This window comes from Cryptosporangium arvum DSM 44712, from assembly GCF_000585375.1.
GTDB lineage: Bacteria > Actinomycetota > Actinomycetes > Mycobacteriales > Cryptosporangiaceae > Cryptosporangium > Cryptosporangium arvum.
The window spans coordinates 5,702,672-5,725,187 of the sequence record NZ_KK073874.1 but is presented as its reverse complement, the minus strand read 5'-3'; the positions used below and the strand labels follow the sequence as shown (position 1 = coordinate 5,725,187).

General features: G+C 72.7%; 22 protein-coding genes and 1 pseudogene. 12 read left to right on the top strand and 11 right to left on the bottom strand.

What is annotated here, in order from left to right:
• The first annotated feature begins 54 nt into the window (after positions 1-54).
• Entirely contained in the window at positions 55-435 is a 381-nt protein-coding gene (locus CRYAR_RS26150) for a DUF3592 domain-containing protein (RefSeq protein ID WP_035855853.1), read from the top strand.
• A gap of 3 nt (positions 436-438) precedes the next feature.
• Here the strand turns inward: CRYAR_RS26150 and CRYAR_RS26145 are convergent, their stop codons facing one another.
• The 3 genes from CRYAR_RS26145 to CRYAR_RS26135 all read right to left on the bottom strand — a co-directional run bounded on the left by CRYAR_RS26145 (position 439) and on the right by CRYAR_RS26135 (position 3,904).
• Positions 439-939, bottom strand: a complete 501-nt coding sequence (locus tag CRYAR_RS26145) for a (2Fe-2S)-binding protein (RefSeq protein WP_051572190.1) — start codon at positions 937-939, stop codon at positions 439-441.
• Positions 917-3,184 carry a molybdopterin cofactor-binding domain-containing protein gene (locus CRYAR_RS26140; RefSeq protein ID WP_035855849.1) on the bottom strand — a complete coding sequence of 756 codons (2,268 nt, stop codon included), beginning with the start codon at positions 3,182-3,184 and terminating at the stop codon, positions 917-919. Before CRYAR_RS26140 ends, CRYAR_RS26145 begins: the two co-directional genes overlap by 23 nt.
• Positions 3,185-3,334: 150 nt before the next feature.
• Positions 3,335-3,904 carry an alpha/beta hydrolase gene (locus tag CRYAR_RS26135; RefSeq protein WP_035855846.1) on the bottom strand — a complete coding sequence of 190 codons (570 nt, stop codon included), beginning with the start codon at positions 3,902-3,904 and terminating at the stop codon, positions 3,335-3,337.
• Positions 3,905-4,183: 279 nt separating this feature from the next.
• Between CRYAR_RS26135 and CRYAR_RS50325 the strand changes: the two genes are divergently transcribed.
• Together CRYAR_RS50325 and CRYAR_RS26130 are read left to right on the top strand one after the other, a co-directional pair.
• Complete coding sequence (locus CRYAR_RS50325) at positions 4,184-4,315, top strand: hypothetical protein (RefSeq protein ID WP_281174629.1); 132 nt, start codon at positions 4,184-4,186, stop codon at positions 4,313-4,315.
• A gap of 37 nt (positions 4,316-4,352) precedes the next feature.
• Positions 4,353-7,049, top strand: a complete 2,697-nt coding sequence (locus CRYAR_RS26130) for an ATP-binding protein (protein ID WP_035855844.1) — start codon at positions 4,353-4,355, stop codon at positions 7,047-7,049.
• On the opposite strand, the gene CRYAR_RS26125 is transcribed toward CRYAR_RS26130, so the two are convergent.
• Positions 6,967-7,668 carry a DUF2306 domain-containing protein gene (locus CRYAR_RS26125; RefSeq protein ID WP_035855843.1) on the bottom strand — a complete coding sequence of 234 codons (702 nt, stop codon included), beginning with the start codon at positions 7,666-7,668 and terminating at the stop codon, positions 6,967-6,969. The genes CRYAR_RS26130 and CRYAR_RS26125 overlap by 83 nt on opposite strands.
• A 150-nt stretch (positions 7,669-7,818) precedes the next feature.
• On the opposite strand from CRYAR_RS26125, the gene CRYAR_RS26120 reads away from it, so the two are divergent.
• Genes CRYAR_RS26120 through CRYAR_RS26110 form a run of 3 tightly spaced genes read left to right on the top strand, consistent with a single transcriptional unit; the run spans position 7,819 to position 11,591 of the window.
• Complete coding sequence (locus tag CRYAR_RS26120) at positions 7,819-9,567, top strand: multicopper oxidase family protein (RefSeq protein WP_169745085.1); 1,749 nt, start codon at positions 7,819-7,821, stop codon at positions 9,565-9,567.
• Positions 9,568-9,575: 8 nt separating this feature from the next.
• The gene (locus CRYAR_RS26115; protein WP_211247637.1) at positions 9,576-10,601 is read left to right on the top strand and encodes a medium chain dehydrogenase/reductase family protein; all 1,026 of its coding nucleotides are present in this window, start codon (positions 9,576-9,578) and stop codon (positions 10,599-10,601) included.
• 54 nt (positions 10,602-10,655) lie between these two features.
• Positions 10,656-11,591, top strand: a complete 936-nt coding sequence (locus tag CRYAR_RS26110; RefSeq protein ID WP_035855841.1) for an SDR family oxidoreductase — start codon at positions 10,656-10,658, stop codon at positions 11,589-11,591.
• On the opposite strand, the gene CRYAR_RS26105 is transcribed toward CRYAR_RS26110, so the two are convergent.
• Together CRYAR_RS26105 and CRYAR_RS26100 are read right to left on the bottom strand one after the other, a co-directional pair.
• A complete protein-coding gene (locus CRYAR_RS26105; RefSeq protein ID WP_051570969.1) occupies positions 11,498-12,028 on the bottom strand; it encodes an LIC_13387 family protein in 531 nt (176 codons plus the stop codon). The genes CRYAR_RS26110 and CRYAR_RS26105 overlap by 94 nt on opposite strands.
• Positions 12,021-12,503 (bottom strand): annotated as a pseudogene (locus CRYAR_RS26100) (DUF2867 domain-containing protein); the annotation flags it as partial. The gene CRYAR_RS26105 and the pseudogene CRYAR_RS26100, both read right to left, overlap by 8 nt.
• 3 nt (positions 12,504-12,506) lie before the next feature.
• On the opposite strand from CRYAR_RS26100, the gene CRYAR_RS26095 reads away from it, so the two are divergent.
• The gene (locus CRYAR_RS26095; RefSeq protein ID WP_211248088.1) at positions 12,507-12,779 is read left to right on the top strand and encodes a hypothetical protein; all 273 of its coding nucleotides are present in this window, start codon (positions 12,507-12,509) and stop codon (positions 12,777-12,779) included.
• A gap of 41 nt (positions 12,780-12,820) precedes the next feature.
• Here the strand turns inward: CRYAR_RS26095 and CRYAR_RS26090 are convergent, their stop codons facing one another.
• Together CRYAR_RS26090 and CRYAR_RS43670 are read right to left on the bottom strand one after the other, a co-directional pair.
• On the bottom strand, positions 12,821-14,200 hold the full coding sequence (locus CRYAR_RS26090) for a M1 family metallopeptidase (protein ID WP_035855840.1): 1,380 nt from the start codon (positions 14,198-14,200) through the stop codon (positions 12,821-12,823).
• Complete coding sequence (locus CRYAR_RS43670) at positions 14,181-15,860, bottom strand: M4 family metallopeptidase (RefSeq protein WP_084700954.1); 1,680 nt, start codon at positions 15,858-15,860, stop codon at positions 14,181-14,183. The genes CRYAR_RS26090 and CRYAR_RS43670 overlap by 20 nt, the downstream gene beginning before the upstream one ends.
• A 94-nt stretch (positions 15,861-15,954) precedes the next feature.
• On the opposite strand from CRYAR_RS43670, the gene CRYAR_RS26080 reads away from it, so the two are divergent.
• The 3 genes from CRYAR_RS26080 to CRYAR_RS43665 are packed head-to-tail and all read left to right on the top strand — an operon-like array spanning position 15,955 to position 17,936.
• Positions 15,955-16,572, top strand: a complete 618-nt coding sequence (locus CRYAR_RS26080) for a trimeric intracellular cation channel family protein (protein WP_035855839.1) — start codon at positions 15,955-15,957, stop codon at positions 16,570-16,572.
• 28 nt (positions 16,573-16,600) lie between these two features.
• Complete coding sequence (locus CRYAR_RS26075; protein ID WP_157018062.1) at positions 16,601-16,852, top strand: hypothetical protein; 252 nt, start codon at positions 16,601-16,603, stop codon at positions 16,850-16,852.
• 55 nt (positions 16,853-16,907) lie between these two features.
• Positions 16,908-17,936 (top strand): toll/interleukin-1 receptor domain-containing protein, encoded by a 1,029-nt coding sequence (locus CRYAR_RS43665; protein WP_051570967.1) that lies wholly within the window; start codon positions 16,908-16,910, stop codon positions 17,934-17,936.
• Positions 17,937-18,109: 173 nt separating this feature from the next.
• Here CRYAR_RS43665 and CRYAR_RS26065 read toward each other — a convergent pair whose 3' ends face one another.
• Positions 18,110-19,165 (bottom strand): alkene reductase, encoded by a 1,056-nt coding sequence (locus CRYAR_RS26065; RefSeq protein ID WP_035855837.1) that lies wholly within the window; start codon positions 19,163-19,165, stop codon positions 18,110-18,112.
• 100 nt (positions 19,166-19,265) lie between these two features.
• Between CRYAR_RS26065 and CRYAR_RS26060 the strand changes: the two genes are divergently transcribed.
• A complete protein-coding gene (locus CRYAR_RS26060; RefSeq protein WP_035855835.1) occupies positions 19,266-20,126 on the top strand; it encodes a helix-turn-helix domain-containing protein in 861 nt (286 codons plus the stop codon).
• Here the strand turns inward: CRYAR_RS26060 and CRYAR_RS46035 are convergent.
• Positions 20,110-20,989 (bottom strand): IS5 family transposase gene (locus CRYAR_RS46035; protein WP_425389375.1). Its coding sequence is split into 2 segments (ribosomal slippage): positions 20,110-20,646 and positions 20,648-20,989, totalling 879 coding nucleotides; the frame shifts between segments, so codons are not numbered across the junction. The genes CRYAR_RS26060 and CRYAR_RS46035 overlap by 17 nt on opposite strands.
• Before the next feature lie 145 nt (positions 20,990-21,134).
• Between CRYAR_RS46035 and CRYAR_RS26045 the strand changes: the two genes are divergently transcribed.
• Positions 21,135-21,650 (top strand): hypothetical protein, encoded by a 516-nt coding sequence (locus CRYAR_RS26045; protein WP_211247636.1) that lies wholly within the window; start codon positions 21,135-21,137, stop codon positions 21,648-21,650.
• On the opposite strand, the gene CRYAR_RS26040 is transcribed toward CRYAR_RS26045, so the two are convergent.
• Positions 21,638-22,438, bottom strand: coding sequence for a DNA-formamidopyrimidine glycosylase family protein (locus CRYAR_RS26040; protein WP_035855832.1), 801 nt, complete (start codon positions 22,436-22,438; stop codon positions 21,638-21,640). The two genes, CRYAR_RS26045 and CRYAR_RS26040, sit on opposite strands and share 13 nt — an antisense overlap.
• Positions 22,439-22,516: the final 78 nt, after the last annotated feature.

Below are 22,516 nucleotides of genomic sequence, written 5' to 3'. Positions count from 1 at the left end.
GGCTTTCCGACATCGGTCGGAGCACGGAGGAAGACCCCGGCTATCTTGCGGGGCATGGGCGTCGTCGTCGTTCTCGTGATCGTGCTGTTCATCGCCTTGTTCGGCGGGCTGACGGTGCGCGATCTCGCGCGGATGCGGGGCTGGCCGGCGACGAGCGCGACCGTCGTCGACAACGTGTACGACCCGCACCGGGGGGAGAACGGCGGCGGCATGTACCAGTCGATCGTGGAGTTCCGCACCGCGGACGGCCGCGTCGTCCGGTCCAGCGACCGCAGCTGGAGCGGCCGGCCGTCCTACCGGACCGGGGCCGAGGTCACGGTCCGCTACGACCTGAGCAACCCGGAGCGCGTGGTGGTGGGCCGCAAGAACACGCTGATCTGCGGCGCCATCACCCTCGTCCTGATCGTCTTCCTGGCCCTCGCCGCGACCCGCTGAGAGCTACATCTTCTCCGCGCCGGCGCGGACCGCCTCGCGGATGCGGGCGTACGTGCCGCACCGGCAGATGTTGCGCAGCCCGTCGAGGTCGGCGTCGGTGATCTCGCGCCCCTCGGCCTTCACCCGCTCGACCAGCGCCACCGCGGCCATGATCTGCCCCGGCTGGCAGTAGCCGCACTGCGCGACGTCGACGTCCAGCCACGCCTCCTGCATCGGGTGCAGCTCCTTGCCGACGGTGGCCGGCAGGCCCTCGATCGTCGTGACCTCGTCGGTCGGCCGCACGTCACCGACCGGGATCGCGCACGGGTTCACGGCCTTGCCGTTCAGGTGGCTGGTGCAGGCTTTGCAGACGTTGATCCCGCACCCGTACTTCGGGCCGGTGATGCCCAGGACGTCCCGGAGCACCCAGAGCAGACGGACGTCGTCGGGCACGTCGACCGACACCTGCTTGCCGTTGACGCGGAAAGTACGCACAGCACTCCTACTCAGCGAAGGAACGGCCATCGGTCGGCGACGGCGGCACCGGGGGGATCGTCGGCTTGACCGGGAACGAAATCGTGCCGTGGTTGATCGGGAAACTGGTCGGCATCCGCCCCGTCGCGCGCCCGTACGCGCAGGCCACGGCGGCGAACGCGGTGGCCACCCCGAGTTCCCCGGCGCCGCCGGGGTGGTCGGAGGAGTTCGGCAGCACGATGACCCGCAGATCGAGCGGGGTGTTCCACTGCCGCGTGTAGAAGTAGTTGTCCCAGGAGGCCTCGAGGAAGTACCCGTCGCGCAGATGCAGGCTCGAGGTCAGCGCCAGCGCGATCCCGTCCGAGACGCACCCCATCATCTGGGCCTCCAGGCCCCGCGGGTTGACGGTCAGCCCGACGTCAACGGCCATGATCGCGCGGGTGACGCGCGGTCCGGTCACGCCGTCGCGGACCTTCCGGCCGACGGTCTCCGGCCGGTTGTCGATCTCGACGAGCGCCGCGCTCACCGACTTGTACTCGGTGTGCAGCGCGATGCCCTGCGCGGTACCCGCAGGCATCGGCCGGCCCCACTCGCCCTCGGCCGCGACCTTCTCCAGCGCCGCCAGCGCCCGCTCGTCCTGCAGCAGCTCCCGGCGCAGCTGATAGGGGTCCTTCCCGGCGGTCCGCGCGAGCTGGTCGATCATCAGCTCACGCGCGCACGTCACGTCGGGGGAGTAGACGTTGCGCATGCTGCCGGTGTTGAAGCTCTTGTCGGTCTCGGCCAGCAGCCGGCTGACCGCCCCGAACTTGTACGGCGTCGACTGGCTGAGCTGGAAGAACGTCTCGGAGAACCCGATGTCGCCGACGGGCAGCTTCGCCACCACCGCGGTGAAGATCTCCCCGAGCCCGTGACCCAGGTCCGTCGACACGCTCGTGTGCCGCTGGCTGAAGCTCAGAACTTCTCCGCCGACGTGGGACAAGCGCACGCGTGAGGTGGCCATCGGGTGCGTGCGGCCCTGCCGGGCGTCGTCGGCGCGGTGCCAGAGCAGTTTCACCGGCTTGCCGACCGCCTTCGAGATCTCCGCGGCCTCGAGCGCGGCGTCGAAGAACAGCTTGCGCCCGAACGAGCCGCCGCTCTCGACGACGTGCACCGTTACGGCCGACACTGGTAACCCGAGCTTCGCCGCGATCGTCTGCTGGGCCACGATCGGCGATTTCAGCCCGGCCCAGATCTCGGCGCGGCCGGCCCGCACGTCGGCGACCGCGCAGTTGGGCTCCAGCGCGCTGTTGCCGCGGAAGTAGAAGGTGAACGTGCTCTCCAGCGTCGGCGTGAGCGGCTTGGGCCCGAGCGGGATCTCGGCCCGGCGCAGCTCGGCGAGTACGTCCTCGTCGGACTTCCCCTCCGCCGTTCCGGCCTTCCAGTCGACGCGGAGCGCACGCACGCCGTCGATGCACTGGCCGAACGTCGCGGCGCGCACGGCCACGCCGGTGGAGATCGTCACGACGTCGGTGACCCCGGGCATCGCGCGGACCTCGGCCAGGTTGACCACCGAGCCGACCGTGCCGTTGATCGTCGGTGGCCGGCACACCATCGTCGGTTTCGCGTCCGGCACGTCGAGGTCCAGCGCGAACGTCTTGCGCCCGGTCACCGCGGCCAGCGCGTCGATCCGTTTGCGCGGCGTCCCGATCACGCGGAAGTCCTTCGACGCGGTGAGCTGAACCGACACCCGTTCGTCGACGCTGCTCGCCGCCTTGGTCGCGAGGTCACCGATCGCCAGTTTCCGGCCGGCCCGGTCGCTGACGACCCCGTCCTTGAACGTGAGCGCGGTGGTGCCGAGCTGGGCCGCCGCGGCCTCCAGCAGGCGTTTGCGCGCGACGGCCGCGGCGACCCGGATCGGCACGTAGGTGGAGAACGTGGTGTTGGAGCCGCCGGTGAGCTGGTTGAAGACCAGCTCCGGCCGGGCGTCGGCAAGCGTGATCCGGACCCGGTCCAGCGGTACCGACAGCTCCTCGGCGATCAGCATCGCGGTCGAGGTGGTGATGCCCTGCCCCACCTCGGCGCGGGGCAGCGCGAACGACACCGTGCCGTCGGTGTTCACGACCACGGAGATCAGGTTCGCGGTCGGGGCGGCCGCGAGCGTCATCGCGTCGTTGAGGTCGACGATCTCGGTGATGTCCAGCGACGGCAGCCGGGGCTCGGCCGCTCCGGCGCCGGTGGCGGGAACCAGTTCCGCGGCCGCGACGAGCGTCGGGGCGGCCAGCACGTACCCGAGAAAACGGCGTCGTCCGATCTCCATGCGTGAACCTTGCCCTAGCTGGGACGGTTGGTGGCAGGAATGTCGATTTTGATGCCCTGCTTTGTCGGGAGTCGGAAGAGGCTGTAGTGACTTCCGATGGAGGCGGTGTCGATGACTGCCGGCAACCGACGTCGGGGAGGTCGTGGTTGCTCAGGGCCAGTGGATCGTGGCCAGGAATCGGTCTACCGCGTCGGTGACGCGGGTCAGCACCGCGATCGAGTCCGACAGCGGGCCGGGGACGTACATGCCGTGGTCCGCGTCGTCGACCTCGAGCACGTGCGGGGTGAGCCGCCGCGCGGTCGCGCCGTTCCAGGCGCTGTCGGCGGTGCCGCCGACGAGCAGGAAGGGCGCGGTGGCGCCGGCCAGGGCGTCGACGGCCTCGGGGGAGGTGAGCAGCGGGGTGAGCCAGACCGCGGGCAGAGCCCGCTCGGCGGCCAGCGGCGCGGCGAGCGTACCGAGCGACTTGCCGATCAGCAGCGGGGCTGCGGTCACCGGTGAAGCCGCGGTCAGCGGTGAGGCGCCGGTCAGTGGTGAGACACCGGTCAGCAGCGGGGTGATCTGGGCCCGCACCCAGCTCGCCGGGGTCGGCACCGGCGGGTTCTCCGACCACGAGTGCCGGTGGACGGTCGCGCCGCGCCGCTGGGCGACGTCGCCGGCGTACATCGGCAGCGGCGCTCCGGGCCCGAACATCCGGCCGGGGACCACCACCGCGTCAGCCATCCCATGGACTCTAGCGGCCGATCCGAAATGGAATCAGGCTCCAGCTCCGAAGGAGGCGACGAGCCGTGGCACTCGACCCGGTGACCCCGGAGGAGTCCGCCGCGATCTCGTTCTTCCTCGCGATGGACGCGCCCGAGCACACCCGCTACCGCGGGCTGGTCAGCGCCGCGTTCACGCCCCGGGCCGTCGCCAGCGTCGCCGACCGGATCCAGCGCGACGCGGCCTCGATCGTCGACGGTCCGATCGGCGCCGGCGACATCGCACTTCCGCCTCGGCGGCGTGGCGAAGACCCAGCTCCGCGCGATCATCGGCCAACTCCTGACCCGGCTCCCGACCATCGAGTTCGGCGAGCCGGTGCCGCTGGAGAGCAACTTCATCCACGGCGTCGCGAGGCTCCTCGCCCGAGTCTGACCGCGCCCGATTAACGGCGATCATCTACGGTTCCGGCATGCCCGTTCTGGTTCCGAAGCCCGACCTGCTGCTCGGTCGTGACCGCGAGACGCGGCGGGTCGCCGACCTCGTGGCGGGCGCGCGGGCGGGGCGCGGCGGGGCCGTGGTGCTGAGCGGCGAGGCCGGGATCGGCAAGAGCGCGCTGCTCGACGCGGCGGTCGGCGGGGCGTCCGGATACACGGTCGTGCGCGCCTCCGGCGCGGAGTTCGAGCAGGAACTGCCGTACGCGGCGCTGCACCAGCTGTGCGTGCCGATCCTCGACCGGGCGACCGGGATCCCGGCCGCGCTGCGGGTCGCGTTCGGGCTGACGCCGGGCACCCCCGAGCCGTTCCACGTCGGGTTGGCGCTGCTCGAGCTCGTCACCGGGGCCGCGCGGCGCACGCCGCTGCTGTGCGTCGTCGACGACGCGCAGTGGCTCGATTCGGCGTCCCGGGCGGCGATGGTGTTCCTCGGCCGCCGGGTCGCCGCCGACCCGGTGGCCATGGTGTTCGCGGTCCGTACGCCGTCGGTGCTGGGTGAGCTGGCCGCGCTGCCGGAGCTGGCCGTGCCGGGCCTGAGCGACGAGAACGCCCGGCAGCTGCTGGCCGCCCGCAGCCCGTTCCCGCTGGACGAGCGGGTCCGCGACCGGCTCGTCGCCGAGGCGCACGGCAACCCGCTGGCGCTGCTCGAACTGCCGCGGGCCGGCGGGTTCGCCCCGCCGGAGACCGGGTCGGTGCCGAGCCGGGTCGAGCACGCGTACCAGCGCCGGCTGGCCGCGCTCCCCGGTGACGCCCGCACGCTCGTGACGATCGCCAGCGCCGATCCGACCGGGGACCCCGACCTGCTCTGGTCGACCGCCACCGCGCTCGACGTCGACGTGGAGCGGGCGAGCGCGGACGCCGAAGCGGCCGAGCTGGTGGAGTTCGGTACGCGCATCCGGTTCTGCCACCCGCTGGCGCGCTCGGCCGTCTACCGGGCCGCGTCGCCCGAGGAGCGGCGGATCGTGCACGGCGCGCTCGCCGACGCCACCGACGCGGTCACCGCACCGGACCGCCGGGCCTGGCACCGCGCACAGGCGGCGGTCAGCCCGGACGCCGACGTCGCCGCCGAACTGGCCCGCAGCGCCGCCCGCGCCCAGGCCCGCGGGGGAGTGGCGGCGGCCGCGGCGTTCCTGGAACGGTCGGCCGCGCTCTCGCCCGACGCCGACCGGCGGGTCGCCCGCACGCTCGACGCCGCGCGGGCCCACCTCGAGTCCGGCCGGGGCGACGCGGCCGGTGACCTGCTCACCACGATCGAGACCGTCGCGCTCGACGAGGAGCAGCGCGCCCGCGTCGAGCTGCTGCAGGGGCGGGTCGCGTTCACCCGCCCCGGGGACGGCACCGGACCGGCGTTGATGGCGCGGGCCGCCCGGCGACTCACCGACCCGATGGCCGCCCGCGAGTGCTTCCTCGACGCGCTCGAGATGAGCCTCGTGGTCGGCCGCGGCGGCGGGTTCGTCACCGAGATCCTGGCGACCGCCCGCGCCGAGGCGCCACCGGCCGGGTCACCGGACGTCCTCGACGCGCTGATCACGCTGGCGGCCGGGGACCACGCCTCGGCCGTACCGATGCTCATCCGCGACCACCGCCCGATGTGGAGCCGCTGGCCCTGCCTGGCCACGATGATCTCCACCCAGCTCTACGACCCGCACGCCCTCGCCGCGATCGCCGAGTACCTGGTGAAGGCCGGCCGCGAGTCCGGGTCGCCGATGCTGCTCCGCCTCGGCCTCGCCCAGCAGGCCACCGACGCCACGATCCGCGGCGACCTCGGGCGGGCGCTCGCCGCGGTGGCGGAGGAGGGCGCGATCGCCGACGCGGCCGGCGAACCGCCGCTCGTCTACCCCCGGCTGCAGCTGGCCTCCTTCCGCGGCCGGCGCGACGACGCGGACGACCTCTTCGAGGCGGCGAACCGCGCGCTCACCGCGGACGGCACCGGCCAGGTCACGAACCTGCACTGGACGACCGCGGTGCTGCACAACGGCCTCGGCGACCACCCGGCCGCTCTCGCCGCCGCCCGCGCGGCGACCGCGCCGGACGAGCTCTTCCTCGCCGGACCGGCGCTGCCCGAGCTCGTCGAAGCCGCCGTGCGCTGCGGTGAGCACGAGATCGCCGCCGCCGCGCTGGGTTCGCTCACCGAGCGCACGCTGGCCGGTGGCACCGTGGCCGGCCGCGGGATCGCGGCGTACGCGCGCGGGCTGGTGACCGGCGTCGAGGAGCACTACCGCGAGGCCGTCGAACTCCTCGCCGAGACGCCGCTGGCGCCCTACCGCGGCCGGGCGCACCTGCTCTACGGGCAGTGGCTCCGGCGCGAAGGGCGCCGCCGCGACGGTGTCGAGCAGCTCCGGATCGCCTACGAGGTGCTGTCCGGAGCCGGCGCCGAGGCGTTCGCGCGGCGCGCCGCCGACGGGCTCCGTGCGGCCGGGGAGCCGGTCGGGCGGCCCGCCGGGGCGACCTACGAGGGCCTCACGCTCCAGGAGGTGGCCGTGGCCCGGCTGGTCGCGCGGGGGGCGACGTCGAACGAGGTCGCGGTCGCGCTGTTCATCAGCAAACGCACGGTCGACGCCCACCTGCGCAACATCTTCCGCAAACTGGGGATCAGCTCACGCCGAGCGCTGAAGGACCGGCCGGAGCTTCTTTCTTCCGCCGGGACAGCGGAGCCAGGGTCCGCTGAACGATGAAGTACTCGGTGACCAACACGTTGCCCACCAGCGACAGCCACGTGCTGACGGTGTAGACCTCCCGGTACTCCAGCCAGTCCACCGAGTTCATCAGCGCGATCAGCGGCACCTGGTAGAGCCGCAGCGTCACCGCGGCGAACGTGAGCGAGTAGTTGCGCACCATCCAGATCCGGTGCAGCTGCACGTCGCCCCGGCGGATCGTGGTGAACGCCTTCGCCGCGGTGTAGAGCCACACGACGATCAGCAGGAAGAACGCGACCTGCAACGCGAATCCGCTCTTGGTGACCGCGGCGGAATAGGCACCGGCCGCCGAGGCGCCCAGAACCGAGATCAAATACACGTAGCCCAGCGCGCGGTGGAACCGGGGATAGCGGATCCGAATTCGCGCCACGAATTGCAGCGGGCCGGTGATCAGCGCGGTCCCGGCGGGCACGGCGTGAATTACCAGGCTCAGGTAATAGCCGGTGGTCTCCCGGTCGAGGCCGGGCACGCGCGAGCCCCCGACCAGGTACGGCGGCACGAAATAGGCGGTGGTCGCGGCCGCCCCCAAGGCCACGAGTCCCCAGCCGAACCACCACCAGCGGCGCCGGGAGGTCCGTGACTGAACTGCAGTGGACATGCGTTGCTCCGAATTGCTGACGGGGAAGGTGAACGCGATGCACGATAGGCCCGATCCGGCGTACCCGATCGCCGATCTTGGTGCCTAGATCGGCCGTCTAGGTAGTGATTGCCGATGCGAATCAGCGGGGCGGAAACGCACCGTGGTGCGGTGCAAGCAATTCTTCTCTTCGCTGACCTGACGCTGGCGGTCCTGACGCTGATCGTCGCGCCGATCGCCGGTATCAAAGCGACCCGCCGCTGGCTGATCGCCCTCGCGGCCCTCGCGGTCGGGCGCGCCGCGCTCGCGGGCGGCCTGATGCTCGGCGGCGGGTTCCTCCTGGTCGACTCCCGCCTCACCGTGCAGGTGCCGCTGGCGCTGTTACCCGCCGCCTGGGCGGTGGGGAAACCGACCCGGACCGCGGCCCACGTGAGCGCGGCGGCCGGTGCGCTGTCGGTGTGGTGGCTGCTGACGCCGTTCCCACCGTCCGACGCCGCCGCGATCCTCGGCGGCTCGGCGCTGGCCCTGGCGCTCGTCGGCGTCGTCTCGGTCGCGGCCGGCCGCTCGGAGGCCCGGGCGGCGCGCCTGCCCTGGAAGACGGCGGCGTTCCTGCTCGTGCCGGTCGTGACGCTGCTGATCGCGGGCCAGGCCAACGCGGCCGGCGGCGGCCACCAGCACGGCGGAGCGGGCGAGCGGCGCGTCGATCAGCTCACCGGGCCGACGGACCGCGCGCCCGACGTCCGGACGACGCTCACCGCGGCCCGGCAGGGTGACCGCCTCACGTTCAACGGCACGTCGCCGGGCCCCGAGATCCGCGCGAAGGTCGGTCAGCTCGTCGAGGTCACGCTGGTCAACCGCGACGTCGAGGAGGGCGTCACCGTGCACTGGCACGGCGTCGACGTGCCCAACGCCGAGGACGGCGTGCCCGGCGTCACGCAGAACGCGGTGCGGCCGGGGGAGAAGCACGTGTACCGCTTCGTGCCCGACCGCGCCGGGACCTTCTGGTACCACACGCACCGCGACGGCTTGCACAACGTCGAGAAAGGGCTGTTCGGGGCGTTCATCGTCGAGGAGCCCTTCGACGGCGTCGAGCGGACGGTGTTCACCCACATCTGGCCCGGGGAGCAGACCTCGCTGACCGGTCCGGCGCGCCAGGCCGTACCGGCCGGCCGCGAGGTCCGGCTCCGGCTGATCAACAGCTCCCAGGAGCCCCAGAGCGTCGTGGTCGGCGGCACGCGGTTCCGGGTCGCGGCCATCGACGGCAACCCGGTCGAGGGCGCGACGCCGCTCGAGCCCGGCACCGAGCTCACGCTGGCGGCCGGCGGACGCTACGACGCCACGTTCACGATGCCGTCCGGCGCGGTGACCGCGGCCGTCGACGGCGCCTCGGTCACGTTCAGCCCCGACGGGAAAGCCGGCCCGGCCTCCACCTCCGGCGGCGGGCAGTTCGATCCGCTGACCTACGGGTCGGGCGCGGCACCCGCCTCCGGCGACTACCAACGCACGTTCGACCTGCGGCTCGACGACGGGTTCGGCTTCAGCGAGGGCCGGCTGTCCTACGTCAGCAGCCTGATCAACGGGCGGCTCTACCCGGCCGTGCCGACGCTGGAGGTCGCGGAGGGCGACCGGGTGCGGATCCGTATCGCCAGCCGCAGCACCATCGAGCACCCGTTCCACCTGCACGGGCACCGCGTCCGCGTGGTCTCGCGCAACGGCGAGCGCTCGACCGGTAGCCCGTGGTGGACCGACACGTTCAACGTCGGCACCGGCGACGTCTACGAGGTCGAGTTCGTCGCCGACAACCCCGGCATCTGGATGGACCACTGCCACAACTTCCAGCACGGCGCGAACGGCATGATCCTGCACCTCGCGTACCAGGGCGTCAGCACGCCGTTCTCGGCCGACCACTCCCCCGAATAGGAACCATCGTGACCACCCTCACCACCGAGGTCGTCCTGCCCGGCGTCGTCGAGCCGAACGGCCTCCGGATCCGAAACCGTGAACTGCCGGCCCCGGAGGCGGGGAAGGTGCTGCTGCGGGTCGAGGCGACCGGTGTCTCGTTCGCCGAGCAGCAGATGCGCCTCAACCGGTACTACGGGCAGCCGCCGTTCCCGTTCGTGCCCGGCTACGACGCCGTCGGCACCGCGGCCGAGCTCGGCCAGGGCGTGGACCCCGGCCTCCTGGGCCGCCGGTTCGCGGTCGTCACCAAGGTCGGCGGCTGGGCCAGCCACGTGCTCGTCGACGCGGCCGACCTGGTGGCCGTGCCCGACGGCGTCGACCCGGCCGACGCCGAGACCGTCGTCGTCAACGGCGTCACCGCGCGCCAGATGCTGTTCCGGGTCGCGAAGGCCAGAGCCGGGCAGACGATCGTCGTGCTGGGGGCCAGCGGCGGTGTCGGTTCGACGCTGGTCCAGCTGGCCCGGCACGCCGGCATCAGCGTCATCGGCACGGCCTCGGCCCGCCACCGCGAGACCGTGGAGAAGCTGGGCGCCACCGCGGTCGACCACCGGGACCCGGGCATGTTCCGGCAGATCGCCGATCTCGTGCCGAACGGGGTCGACGCGGTGTTCGACCACGTCGGCGGGGCCGGGCTGAAGCAGTCCTGGCGCATGCTGAACAAGCGCGGGACGCTGGTGTCCTACGGCGCGGCCGCGTCGAAGGACGACGCCGGGTCGGCGCAGCTGCCGTACATCAAGATCTACGCGCAGATCGCGATGTGGAACACCTCGCCCAACGCCCGGACCGCGCACTTCTACAACTTCTGGTCCGGCCATCGGCAGCTGGCGACGTTCCGCCAGCGGCTGAACGAGGACCTGACCGCGGTGTTCGGACTACTCGCCGACGGGGTGATCGTGCCGCACGTCGCCGCACGCTTCCCGCTGGACCGCGCGGCCGAGGCCTTGACGCTGGCGGAGTCCCGGACGGTGGCCGGGAAGGTGATCCTGACCCCGTAGCCTCGGATCCACAGGCCGTGGATAGGTCGGCGAAGCTGGTGCAGCCTGAGAGGCATGAGCACATACACGGTTCCTGACCTGTCCGGCCGGCTCGCGGTCGTCACCGGCGGTAGCGACGGCGTCGGCTTCCACCTGGCCGCGCGCCTCGCCGCGGCCGGCGCCGAGGTCGTGCTGCCGGTGCGCAACCGGGCGAAGGGCGAGGCCGCGGTGGCGCGGATCGTCGAGCGGACGCCCCGCGCGGTCGTCTCGCTGCGTGACCTCGATCTGTCCTCGCTGAGTTCGGTCGCCGCCCTCGGGACCACCCTGCGCGACGAGAACCGGCCGGTCCACATCCTGATCAACAACGCGGGAGTGATGACGCCGCCCGAGCGGGGCACGACCGCCGACGGGTTCGAACTGCAGTTCGGCAGCAATCACCTGGGGCACTTCGCGCTGGTCGGGCACCTGCTGCCGCTGCTGCGCGCCGGCCGCGCCCGGGTGACCTCGCAGCTGAGCGTCGCGGCGAACCAACGCGCGATCAACTGGGACGACCTCAACTGGGAGCGGTCGTACCGCGGGGGCGACGCCTACAGCCAGTCCAAGATCGCGTTCGGGCTGTTCGCGCTCGAGCTCGATCGGCGCAGCCGGGCCGCGGGCTGGGGGATCACCAGCAACATCGCGCACCCCGGCGTCGCGCCGACGAACCTGCTGGCCGCGCGCCCGGAGGTCGACCGGCCGAAGGACACCCTCGGGGTGCGGGTGATCCGTGTGCTCTCGCGCGTCGGTCTCACCGGCACCCCCGAGTCGGCCGCGCTGCCCGCCCTGATGGCCGCCACCTCCCCGGACGCGCGCGGAGGCCGCTTCTACGGCCCGAGCGGCCCGGCACACCTCTCCGGCGCACCGGCCGAGCAGGAGATCTACTCGCGGCTGCGGTCCCCGGAGGAGGCCGCCCGCATCTGGGAGATCTCCGAGCGCCTCACCGGGGTTCCGTTCCTGGCCGAGCGGTCCTGACTCCCGCGGGTAGTGAGCCGCCGGTGCGCCGTCGCCCACCCGAACGCCACGGTGGCCACGCCGAACAGCACGATCGGCGGCAGCGGCAGCAGCCACGCCGACAGCCCGAAGGCCACCGCCGACGCGGCCAGCGCCGGCCCGCTCAGCAACCGCGACCGTTCGATCAGGCCGGGAGCCTCGCGCGCCACCAGCACGCACAGCAGTCCGGCGAGGACCAGCGCGACGCCCATGACGAGCGACATGCCGATGTTCAGGTCGTAGAGGCTGCGCCGGGGCCCGGCGAACGCGAAGTCCGCGTTCCGCATCGCCGCGACTGCGGGAGCCGTCGCCGGGTTCGCGGGGCGCAGCGCCAGCACTGCCGCGATCGTCAGGTGACCGACCCCGGTGAGCACCCAGGCCCAGGCTCCGGCCCGGAAGGCCCCGGTGGCGTCAGGCATCGCCGGCCCGCCATCCGCGCCCGATCATGCGTAGCAGGGCGGGGTAGACCCCGAGGTACCGGAAGGGTTTGATGCCGGCCAGGTAAACGGCGCCGAACCTCCCGTTGGGCTTGACCAGGACGGCCATCTGGGCGCGGTGCCCGCAGTCGGGGTCCGGAACCCAGCCCAGGTGCATCACCGTGTGGACCGTGCGGTTGGCCAGCTCGGCGGCCCACTCGTCATGGGTCTGGTAGATCGCGGTGAACGGGGCGGCGCGCAGGTCGGGCCCGCGCGGCCCGGCGCGCAGGTCGTCGGGCAGCCGGTCGCGCAGGCTCGGCACCCGGCCGCCGACGCCCGATCCGGGATCGTCCCAGCCGAAGAGCGCCCCGAGCTTCCAGCGCAGGGTGAACAGCGCGCGCGGGACGGCTCCGGGGACCGGTGTGCCGGTGCGGTCGCCGCCGGCGAGCTGGCGGACCAGGCGATCGTCGGCGTGTCCGGAGTGTCGGCGCGAAGCCCGCTTGTCGACCTCGCGGTCCGTGACTGGGCCCGGCGCGACGAGGCCGTGGCCGAGCGACTGCGGCGCGTCGACAACCGGCGGATGGACTATCTCCGCTCGCTGTTCGCCACCTTCTGCCCGGACCCGGACGACGTCGAGGTCCGGTGCATGCTCACGTTCTCGGTACGGATCGGCGCGTATGTCGTCGCCGCCGACCACCCCGGCCGCAGCCGCGCCGACGTCATGAAACGCACCGGCGAGTGGCTACTGCGGTAACTCACGAACGGTGATGCCGCTGCGGGTGCCGACAAAAGCCCTCAGCCGCGCGGGGGTGCGCTCGTGCCGGAGAGCCAGGCCTGGAAGAACGCGTGCAGGTCGCGGCCGCCGGCGGCCTTCTGGGCGGCGGCGACGAAGTCGGCGGTGGTCGCCGTGGCGCCGCGGTGCTCGGTCGTCCACGCCGTGAGCAGCGTCCGGAACGCCGGGTCGCCGATCGAGGTGCGTAGCGCGTGGAGGGTCATCGCGCCGCGCTGGTAGACCGTATCGGCGAACAGACCGCCGGGCCCGGGGTCGCCGGGTGGGGCGGACCAGTCGAACGTGGAGTACAGCGCGTCGAACGTCGTCTGTGGGCGGTCGCGGCCCTCGTGCTCGGCCCACAGCCACTCGGCGTAGGTGGCGAAGCCCTCGTTGAGCCAGATGTCCTTCCAGCGGTGCAGCGAGACGCTGTCGCCGAACCACTGGTGGGCGAGTTCGTGGGCGACCAGGCCGGTGTCCGCGTCGCGGCGGAAGAACTCGCTGCTGTAGACCGGGCGGGACTGGGTCTCCAGCGCGTAGCCGAAGCGTTCGTCGTCCACGACCACCCCGCCGTACGAGTCGAACGGGTACCGGCCGAACCAGGTCGCCAGGTAGTCGGCGATCTCGCCGGTGCGTGCCAGCGCCCGGGAGGCCGGACCGTCCCCGGGTGACGACTCGGGGATCGCGACGATCATCGGCGCATCCCGGTGCCGGGTCGTCGTGATCCGGTACCGGCCGATCGCGAGCAACGTCAGGTAGGGGGCCATCGGCGCGGTCTCGGCCCAGCGCCACGTCGTCCAGCCGCCGGACGTGCGGCGCGGGCCGGGCCGCCCGTTGCTGATCGCCGCGAGGCCGTCGGGCACCGCCACCGCCAGCCGGAACGTGGCCTTGTCGGCGGGGTGGTCGCTCACCGGGAACCACGCGCCGGCCGACTGCGATTCGCCGACCGCGTAGGCGCCCTCCGCGGTGCGGAACCAGCCGCTGTCCTCGTTCCCGGCCAGCGGACCCGGCGTGCCCGAGTACCGGACCACGGTGGTGAACGTCCGCCCCCGGTCGATCCCGTCGGCCGGGGTGACGACCAGTTCGCCGCCCCGCGCGGTGTGCCGCGCGTCGGCGCCGTCCACCGTGACCGTGCCCGCGGTCAGCGTCGCCAGGTCGAGATGGAAGCGGGACAGCGCCTGGGTCGCGGTCGCGGTGATCGTGGCCGCGCCGGAGAGCACGCCCGTCGACGGGTCGTAGCGCAGGTCCAGGTCGTACCCGGCGACGTCGTAGCCCCCGTTGCCCGCGGTGGGGAAGTACGGGTCGCCGATGCCCGCGGCCCCCGGAGCGAAGTCCGGCGACGCGCATCCGGCCACGCACAGGACGACGGCCAGGGCGGCCGCGACCTCACGCACAGCGGTACGCACGCACGTCGTCCAGCCACCAGGCCGACGAGTAGTACTCGTCGATCACCGAGACGAACCGGATCTGCACGCGGTGCCCGGCCAGCGACGTCAGGTCCATCCGGCTGGCGGTGTAGCCGTGCGTGCTGCCGGTGAAGCCGGTGGCGGTGCCGTACCCGGCGGACTTGTCGAGCGCGCCGGTGTACCCGTTGTCGGTGAGCAGGGCCCCGGCGTCGCGCCACCGGCCGTCCTCCAGGCGGTACTGCACGTACCCGGCCCCGAGGTTCTTGCCCTCGGAGACCGACATCTGACGCGCGTGCTGGAACCGCAGGTAGGTGCTGGTCCCGGCCGGCACGGCGAGCGTCGTCTTCCAGGTCGCGGTGCTCTGCCGGGGCGGCGGCGCGTCGAGCAGGTCGCTGGGGGTGAACGACTCCAGCGAGCGTCGTCCCTCTTTCGCGTAGACGTGGTACTGCGTGTCGGTGTAGTCGGGATCGTTGCCGCGGGCCGGTGGGTAGCGCCACTGCCCGGTCACCGCCCACGGCCCCGCCTCGGCCTGCTCGAAGCCGTCGGCGGCCAGCACCGCCGGGCGGGTGCCGGCCGGGCAGACCGGCGCCGGGGGCACCAGCGCCGCGCCCGGCGCGAGCGGGGGTAACCGCATCTCGGTGGCGACGACGGCCCGCTCCACCTGGACGCAGTCGCCGGTGGTGATCCCGGCGGTGTGCTGGTCCGCCAGCTCGGCGCAGGCCGTGGTCAGCGCGGCGGCCAGGTCGGGGTAGTCGGCCGCCGACGGTAAGGACCGCAGCACGCGGTAGTAGAGCCGGGCGGCCTTCGGGACGCCGATGCCGGTCACCCGCTGCCCGTTGAACGCGTGCGTGCCGGGCGCGGCGATCAGCCAGGCGGCCTTGTTCCCGACGCCGCTGTTGTAGTGCACGCCCCCACTGTCCTCCGGCGCGGCCGGGTCGATGTCGGCGCCGGACACGAAGTAGTACGGCGAGTGCATGCGGTCGGGGGAGCGGTAGCCCTTCGTGCCCAGCACCCGGGTCGGGTCGGCCAGGCTGCGGACCGGGTCGTACTCGGCGCCGTCCTCGCCGAACAGCCAGTCGTTGCGCGGCTCGTCGTTGCTGCCCGGCACCGCGAACAGCTGGTCCTCGAACTCGCCGAAGACGTCCGACATCGACTCGTTGATCGCGCCGGACTGGTAGGTGTAGGCGAGGTTCGACGTGTAGGCGGTGACGCCGTGCGTCAGCTCGTGGGTGGCGGTGTCGTCACCGGCGGCCGCGTCGACGCCGACGACGAAGTAGTCGTTCGCCCAGAAGCTGCCCCGCACCGGGCAGTTCAGCCCGTCGCAGGCGTTGACCAGGGCTCGGAGCGGCATCCCTTTCCCGTCGACGGAGTCGCGCCCCAGGTAGGTGGCGAAGAAGTCGTAGGCGGCGCCCAGGTTGTCGTACGTCAGGTTCGCGTCGGCGACCGCGACCGGCGGTCCGCCCTCCACCCGGATCGCGGTGGCGGGTGTGCACCCGAGGGAGATCTCCTTGCCCTGCAGATCGCAGATGACGCGGTAGAGCGAGTGCGGGGTCTCGGTGGTCGGGGTGGCCGGCGGTGTTCTCGATCCGCCTGCGACGAGAGCCGTCGTGGCGACGAGCACGGCCAGAGCCAGGGCCTGGGATCGCAGTCGGGTACGCACGGCGGAAGGGTACGTAGCCTCCAGGTAGGACTCCTATTAACTGTCGGGACGGCGACGCGAGGCCGACCTCACAGTGCGCTTACGCTGCTGGTCAATGGAGATCGACCCGTTGTTCATCCTGGTGCTCAACCTGTTGGGCACGTTCGTGTTCGGGCTCAGCGGCGGCCTGGCCGCGGTACGCGCGAACCTGGACCTGTTCGGGGTCCTCGTGCTCGCCGCGGTCGTCGCCCTGGCCGGTGGCATCGCCCGCGACGTGCTGATCGGCACGCCGCCGGCGACGTTCCGGGACTGGCGCTACCTGGCGGCCGTGACGGCCGCCGGGCTGGTGTGCTTCTTCGCCGGCCACGTGCTGGAACGGGCCGAGTCGAGCGTCACCGTGTTCGACGCGCTCGGGCTGGGCCTGTTCGCGGTCACCGGCGCCAGCAAGGCGTTGCAGTTCGGGCTCGGCCCGGCGCAGGCGATCATCCTCGGAGCGGTGACGGGGATCGGCGGCGGGATGCTGCGTGACGTCCTGCTCCGCGAGGTCCCGGCCGTGCTGCGCGAGGGCCTGTACGCGGTGCCGGCGCTGCTCGGCGCGGCCGTGCTCGTCGTCGCGCACCGCGCCGGGAGCAGCAGCGCGGTGTTCGCGGTGGTCGGCGCGGTGGTGTGCATCGTCGTGCGGCTGGTCGGATGGAAGTACCAGGTGAACGCGCCGACGCCGAAGCGCCGGTGATTGCACCCGTCGGATAGTTTGCGCGCTCATGAGTGGGTTGGTGCCCCGGGTCTCCGGGGGAGTCGCGATCGTGGCCGCGCTCGTCGGGTTGTTCACCGGCGACGTGATCGCCAAGAACCACGAGCGCGCGGCGACGATGTACGTCGGCGCGCTCGTGCTCGTCGTGGCCGGGGTGTTCGCGATCAGCCGGCCGACCCGCGTGGCCGGGTGGCTGATCGCCGTCCTCGTCGTCGCCTACGTGATCGTCGTGGCGACGACGTTCGCCCTGGTGCGGCCCTGACCCCGCACCGATTCGTCACGATCCGTGTGCTTGAAGTTGCTTATAGTGCTCTCCGATGGCATCGGTCCGCGTCTTTCTCTCGTACGCCCATGACTCCCCGGAGCACAGCGCCGACGTGCGCACGCTCTGGACGTTGCTGCGCGAACGAGGGATCGACGCGCGGCTCGACCTGCCCGCGGCGGAGCGGCGCACCGACTGGCCGGCGTGGATGCGGCGCCAGATCGACCGGGCCGACTTCGTGCTGGTGATCGCGTCGCCCGAGTACCGGCGTACCGCGGACGGGCTGGCCGAACGGCACGAGCGCCGTGGCGTGCGGTTCGAGGCGATGGAGCTGGTCGAGGAGCTCTACCGCGATCACGAGTCGGGCACCCGGAAGATCGTGCCGGTCGTGTTGCCGGGGCGGACCCGGGACGACGTGCCACGCTTCCTGCGGCCGTACTCGACCACGTACGTGGAGGTCGGGGAGCTCTCCGGCGTGGGTGTCGAGCGGTTGCTGCGGCTGCTGACCGACCAGCCCTCGGTGGTCGGGGTCGAACTCGGCGAGCCCCCGGCGTTCGGCCCCCGGCTCCCGGTGGCGACGCCCGTGCCGGGGACGCCGGTGCCCGGGACGCCGACCGCGGCCCCCCGCCGGGTGTGGGTCGGCGCGGGGCTCGCGGCGGCGGTGGCGGCGGGCGCGTGGGTGTACGCCGCCGTCATCGCGCCCGACGTGGACGGGTCGAAGGCGCCCGGGTCCGGTGTGCCGGTGGTCATTCGTTTCGAGGCCCCGGTGGACGGTGAGCCGCTCGCGAGCGCGGACCGGGCCGTCGGCACCGTGACCGGACCGCCCGGCGTCCGGCTGTGGGCCGTCGAGGAGACCGCGGACGAGCGCTTCCATCCGCGCGGGCGGTGCGCGGTGAAGGAAACCCGGTGGGAGTGCCCGGCGTTCACGCCGCGCACCCCGGTCGGCGGCAAGTTCGAGTACCACGTGGTCGCGGTCGACGACGCCGCCGACGAAGCGTTGAGCCGGGTCGGGCCCCGGGGCCTGCTCCGGCTTCCGGTCGTGACGGCCGACCGGTTCATGGACGACGTGATCAACGCCGGCTGATCGCTCCGGAGCGGGCGGGTCAGCCGGCAGCCGGTGGCGACCGGCAGCGGGACCGCTGCGGGCTCGACGGCTCGTCGGGGCGTGGCGCCCAGCCGTGGCGGGCGGCGAGCGCGGCCCCGGCCCGGCGACGACGGTGGCGGTGCTCGGTGCCGGGTCAGGGCCGCCGCGCGGCGTCAGCCGGCCAGAGCGGGGTAGTCGACGTAGCCGCGGTGGTCGCCGCTGTAGGCGGTGGCGAGGTCCGGTTCGTTGAACGGGCCGCCGGCGGCGAGGCGGGCCGGCAGGTCGGGGTTCGCCAGGAACAGCGCGCCGAACGTGAGGACGTCGGCGGTGCCGTCCTCGATCAGCCCGAGGCGCTCCGGGCCGGGCACGTCCGGTGCGTTGAGCAGGACCGTGCCCGGCCACTCCTTGTGGAGCCGCAGCGTGAGGTCGCGGTGGTCGCCGGACTCCAGCACGTGCAGGTAGGCGACGTCGAGCCGGGCGATCAGCGCCGCGTACATCTCCTCGGCGTCGGCCTCGGTGATGTCGTTGAACGGGTTGAACGGCGAGATCCGGACCCCGACCCGGTCGCGCCCGACCGCCGCGACGACGGCGTCGCTGACCTCGACGGCGAACCGGATCCGCCCCTCGACCGAGCCGCCCCACCCGTCGGTGCGCCGGTTGGCGTTGGCCGAGAGGAACTGATGGATCAGGTAGCCGTTGGCTCCGTGCAGCTCGACGCCGTCGAAGCCGGCGTCGATCGCGTTGCGGGCGGCGTCGGCGTAGTCGCGGATCGTGCCGAGGATGTCGTCCTCGGTCAACGCGCGTGGGACGGCGCTGGGCCGCAGCCCCTCGGCGGTGAACACCTCCACCGCCGCGGGCACGGCCGAGGGGCCGACCGGGAGGGGGCCGCCGGGGCGCAGGCTGGCGTGCCCGATCCGCCCGGCGTGCATGAGCTGCGCGAAGATCACGCCGCCCCGGGCGTGGACGGCAGCGGTGACGGTCCGCCAGGCGGCCACCTGCGCGTCCGAATGCAGCCCGGGGGTGTTCGGGTAGCCCTGACCGACCGGGGACGGCTGGATGCCTTCGGTGACGATCAGCCCGGCCCCGGCCCGCTGGGCGTAGTAGGTGGCCATCAGCTCGGTCGGGGTGGCGCCCGGGCCGGAGGCGCGGCTGCGCGTCATCGGCGCCATCGCGATGCGGTTGGCCAGTCGCCGGCCGGCCAGGTCGTACGGATCGAATGCGGTTGTCATGCGTCGAGTCCAGCCGCGACGCCGGGCGCGAGGAAGTCACGCTCGAAGGGTGTACTGACAGTACGTCGCTCGTCACCGCGGCGCGACGTAGCGTGGAGGCGTGGACAACTGTGCCGCCGAGGCGCGCGACTTCCTGACCAGCCGCCGGGCCCGGATCACGCCCGAGCAGGCGGGGCTGCCCAACGTCGGCCAACGGCGGGTCAAGGGGTTGCGCCGCAGCGAGGTCGCGCTGCTGGCCGGGATGAGCGTCGAGTACTACGCGAAGCTCGAGCGGGGTTCGCTGGCCGGAGTGTCGGCCGGGGTGCTCGACGCGGTCGCGCGGGCGCTGCAGCTCGGCGACGCCGAGCGGGCGTACCTGATGAGGCTGGCCCACGAGGCCAACGGCAGCGCGGCCGTGCTCCGTCCGCGGGCACCGGCCGCGGAGGCGACGATCCGGCCGAGCCTGCAGTGGACGCTCGACGCGATGGCCGGTCCGGCGTTCCTGTTCAACGGTCAGACCGACGTCCTCGCCGCGAACCCGCTGGGCCGGGCCCTGCTCAGCGACCTGTTCGCCGGGTCGCGGAACCTGGCCCGGTTCGTGTTCCTCGACCGGGCGGCGCGACGCTGCTTCCCCGACTGGGGCGTCGTCGCCGACTCGGTGGTGGCGAACGTGCGCGCCACGTTCGGCAAGGACGCCCACGACCAGCGCCTGTGCGCACTGATCAGCGAGCTCACCGTCCACAGCGACGAGTTCGGCCGCCGCTGGGCCTCGCACGACGTCATCACCCACGCCACCGGGGTGACGGCGTTCCGCCACCCGCTCGTCGGCGAGTTCTCCCTGAACTGGGAGACGCTGGACCTGCGCACCGGCCCCGGGGGCGCGGTGACCGTCTACGCGGCCGAGCCCGGCTCACCCAGCGCCGACGCGCTGAGCCTCCTTGGCGCCTGGGCGCTAGGGCCTGTCCTCAAAGCCAGAGGGTGAGGGTCGCGAGGTCGATCATGCCTTGGTAGGACAGGGCGGTCTTGTCGTAGCGGGTGGCGATCGCGCGGAACTGTTTGAGCTGGTTGAAGCAGCGTTCGACGATGTTGCGGCGGCGGTAGGTGGCCTTGTCGAAGGCGGGTGGTCTGCCGCCGGTTCGGCCGCGGCGCTGCCGGTTGGCTTGCTGGTCACGGCGTTCGGGAATCGTGGCCGGGATGCGGCGGCGCCGCAGGTATTCGCGGATCGCGCGGCTGGAGTAGCCCTTGTCGGCCAGCACCCGGGCCGGTCTGGTGGTGGTCCGGCCCGGACCTGGCCGGGGGAACGACACGCCGGTCATGACGTGCTCGAAGACGGTGCAGTCGTTGACGTTCCCGCCGGTCAAGACCACCGACAGCGGCCGGCCGTGTCCGTCGCAGGCCAGATGCAGCTTCGTCGAGGGGCCGCCGCGGGACCGGCCGATGGCATGATCACCTGGCTCGGTCTGCCCGCCGTCCGGCCGGCAGGCCCCCCGCGCCCGGCCGGGGCCGGCGCGCTCCGGCTGCGTGCTGATGAGCTCGCACGATGCTGGAATCGATCGACACCTCACGGTCGAGTTCGTCGATCGCCTCGGCGATCACCCGCACCTGCTGCACCAGCAGCGTCAGGGTGCCGTTACGCGACCACCGCCAGAAGCGGTTATAGACGGTCTTCCACGGCCCATAACGCTCCGGCAGATCCCGCCACGCCACCCCGGTCTTGGCTTTGAACAACATCCCGTTGATCACCCGCCGGTCGTCCACCCGCGGCCGACCAGCCGCACCCGAAACCGGTAGCAACGCAGCAATCGCCTGCCACTGCTCATCAGTCAGCTCATGCCTACGCACCACAAACCGACATCCAACCAGCCAGCACCACTACTCAGCAGCACCCACTTTGAGGACAGGCCCTAGGGCCGTCCTCCCGTGGGTTGACCCAACAGACCACTCCGTAGCGCGACGACGACCGGGCGGGCGGCGGCGAAGTATCGACGCCATGACATCGGAGACCGGGAAGTCGCGTGTGGCCGTGACGATCGCCCTGAGCAGCCTCGCCGCGGGGCTCGTCGGAGGGCTGATCTACTACCTGAACCGATCGCCGGTCCGGCAGGCGCAGGTCGCCGGTACCGACGCCTGGATCCCGCACCTGGTCCTCACCGGGGTCCTGCTGACCGGTCTGGGCGTGATCGCCTCCCGGCAGCGGTGGGACCTGCTGACCGCCCCGCTCGGGCGCCGGGCGACGGCCCGGTTCGCGGCGACGTTCCGGCGTGGACGGTCCCGGCCGGTGCGGTGGCCGCGCCTGCTCGTCGTCGCTCTGCTCGCCTTCGTGCAGGCCTGGCTGCTCTTCCGGGCCGCGTTCCAGGTGTTCGCCGGCTTCGATCCGAACTTTCCGGTCAACGCGTGGGGTGGCCCGTCGTACCTGGGTGCGATGTTCTGCCACTACGTCGACATCGCGCTGCTGGAGGCCGTCGCGGCGGGGCTGCAGTACCGCCTCGTGGATCAGCCGGCCTGATGTTTCGGGCACCAGTAGGTCGTGCGGCCGCCGACCGTGGCGTGCACGAGGATCGTGTGATCGCGCGGGCACTGGCCGCCGGGGCGGCGCTCCGGGACGAGCGGCAGGGTGTGGACGCCGCCGTCCCGCACGGCCTCGTCGATCGCGGCACGCAACGCGCGGTGCAGGCGACGGCGGTCCGCGTCGGTGAGCGTGTCGACCGGCCGGGCCGGGTTCACCCCCGCGCGCCACAGGACGTCGTCGGCCAGCAGGTTCCCGACGCCGGCCAGCGCGTGCTGATCGAGCAGCCGCGCCTTGATCGGCGCCCGTCCCACGCTGACGGCGCGGACGAACCGGGCGGGGGTGATCGTGGCGGCGTCCGGGCCGAGGTCGTCGACGTTCGGGTCGAGCCGCACCCGGCCCAGGCGGCGCGGATCGAGCAGGCGCAGCACGCCGCCGTCGGCGAAGGTCAGCGCGAACCGGCAGAACCGGTACTCGCCCGACGTGCGCCCGTAGGCCCAGTAGTCACCGCCGTCGACCTCGGTCCCGTCCGCGTCGGTGATCACGATCTTGCCGGACATGCCCAGGTGGAGACCGAGCACCGGACCGCTGGCGGTGTCGCACCACATCGTCTTGCCCCGCCGGTGCGCTTCGACGAGCTCGGTGCCGAGCAGGGCGTCGCGGATCTGGCCGGGCGGATGCGGCCGGCACACGTAACTGTCGGTGTCGTCGACCGCCACGATCCGCCGCTTCAGGGCGGAGCGCTCGAGGACGGCACGGGCGGTCTCCACTTCCGGCAGTTCAGGCACTCCTGCACCTAATCACCTACCGACCGCTACCGCTTTCCGGATACCGCCGTATCTTCCGGGGTGCGAGTTCGTTCGCAC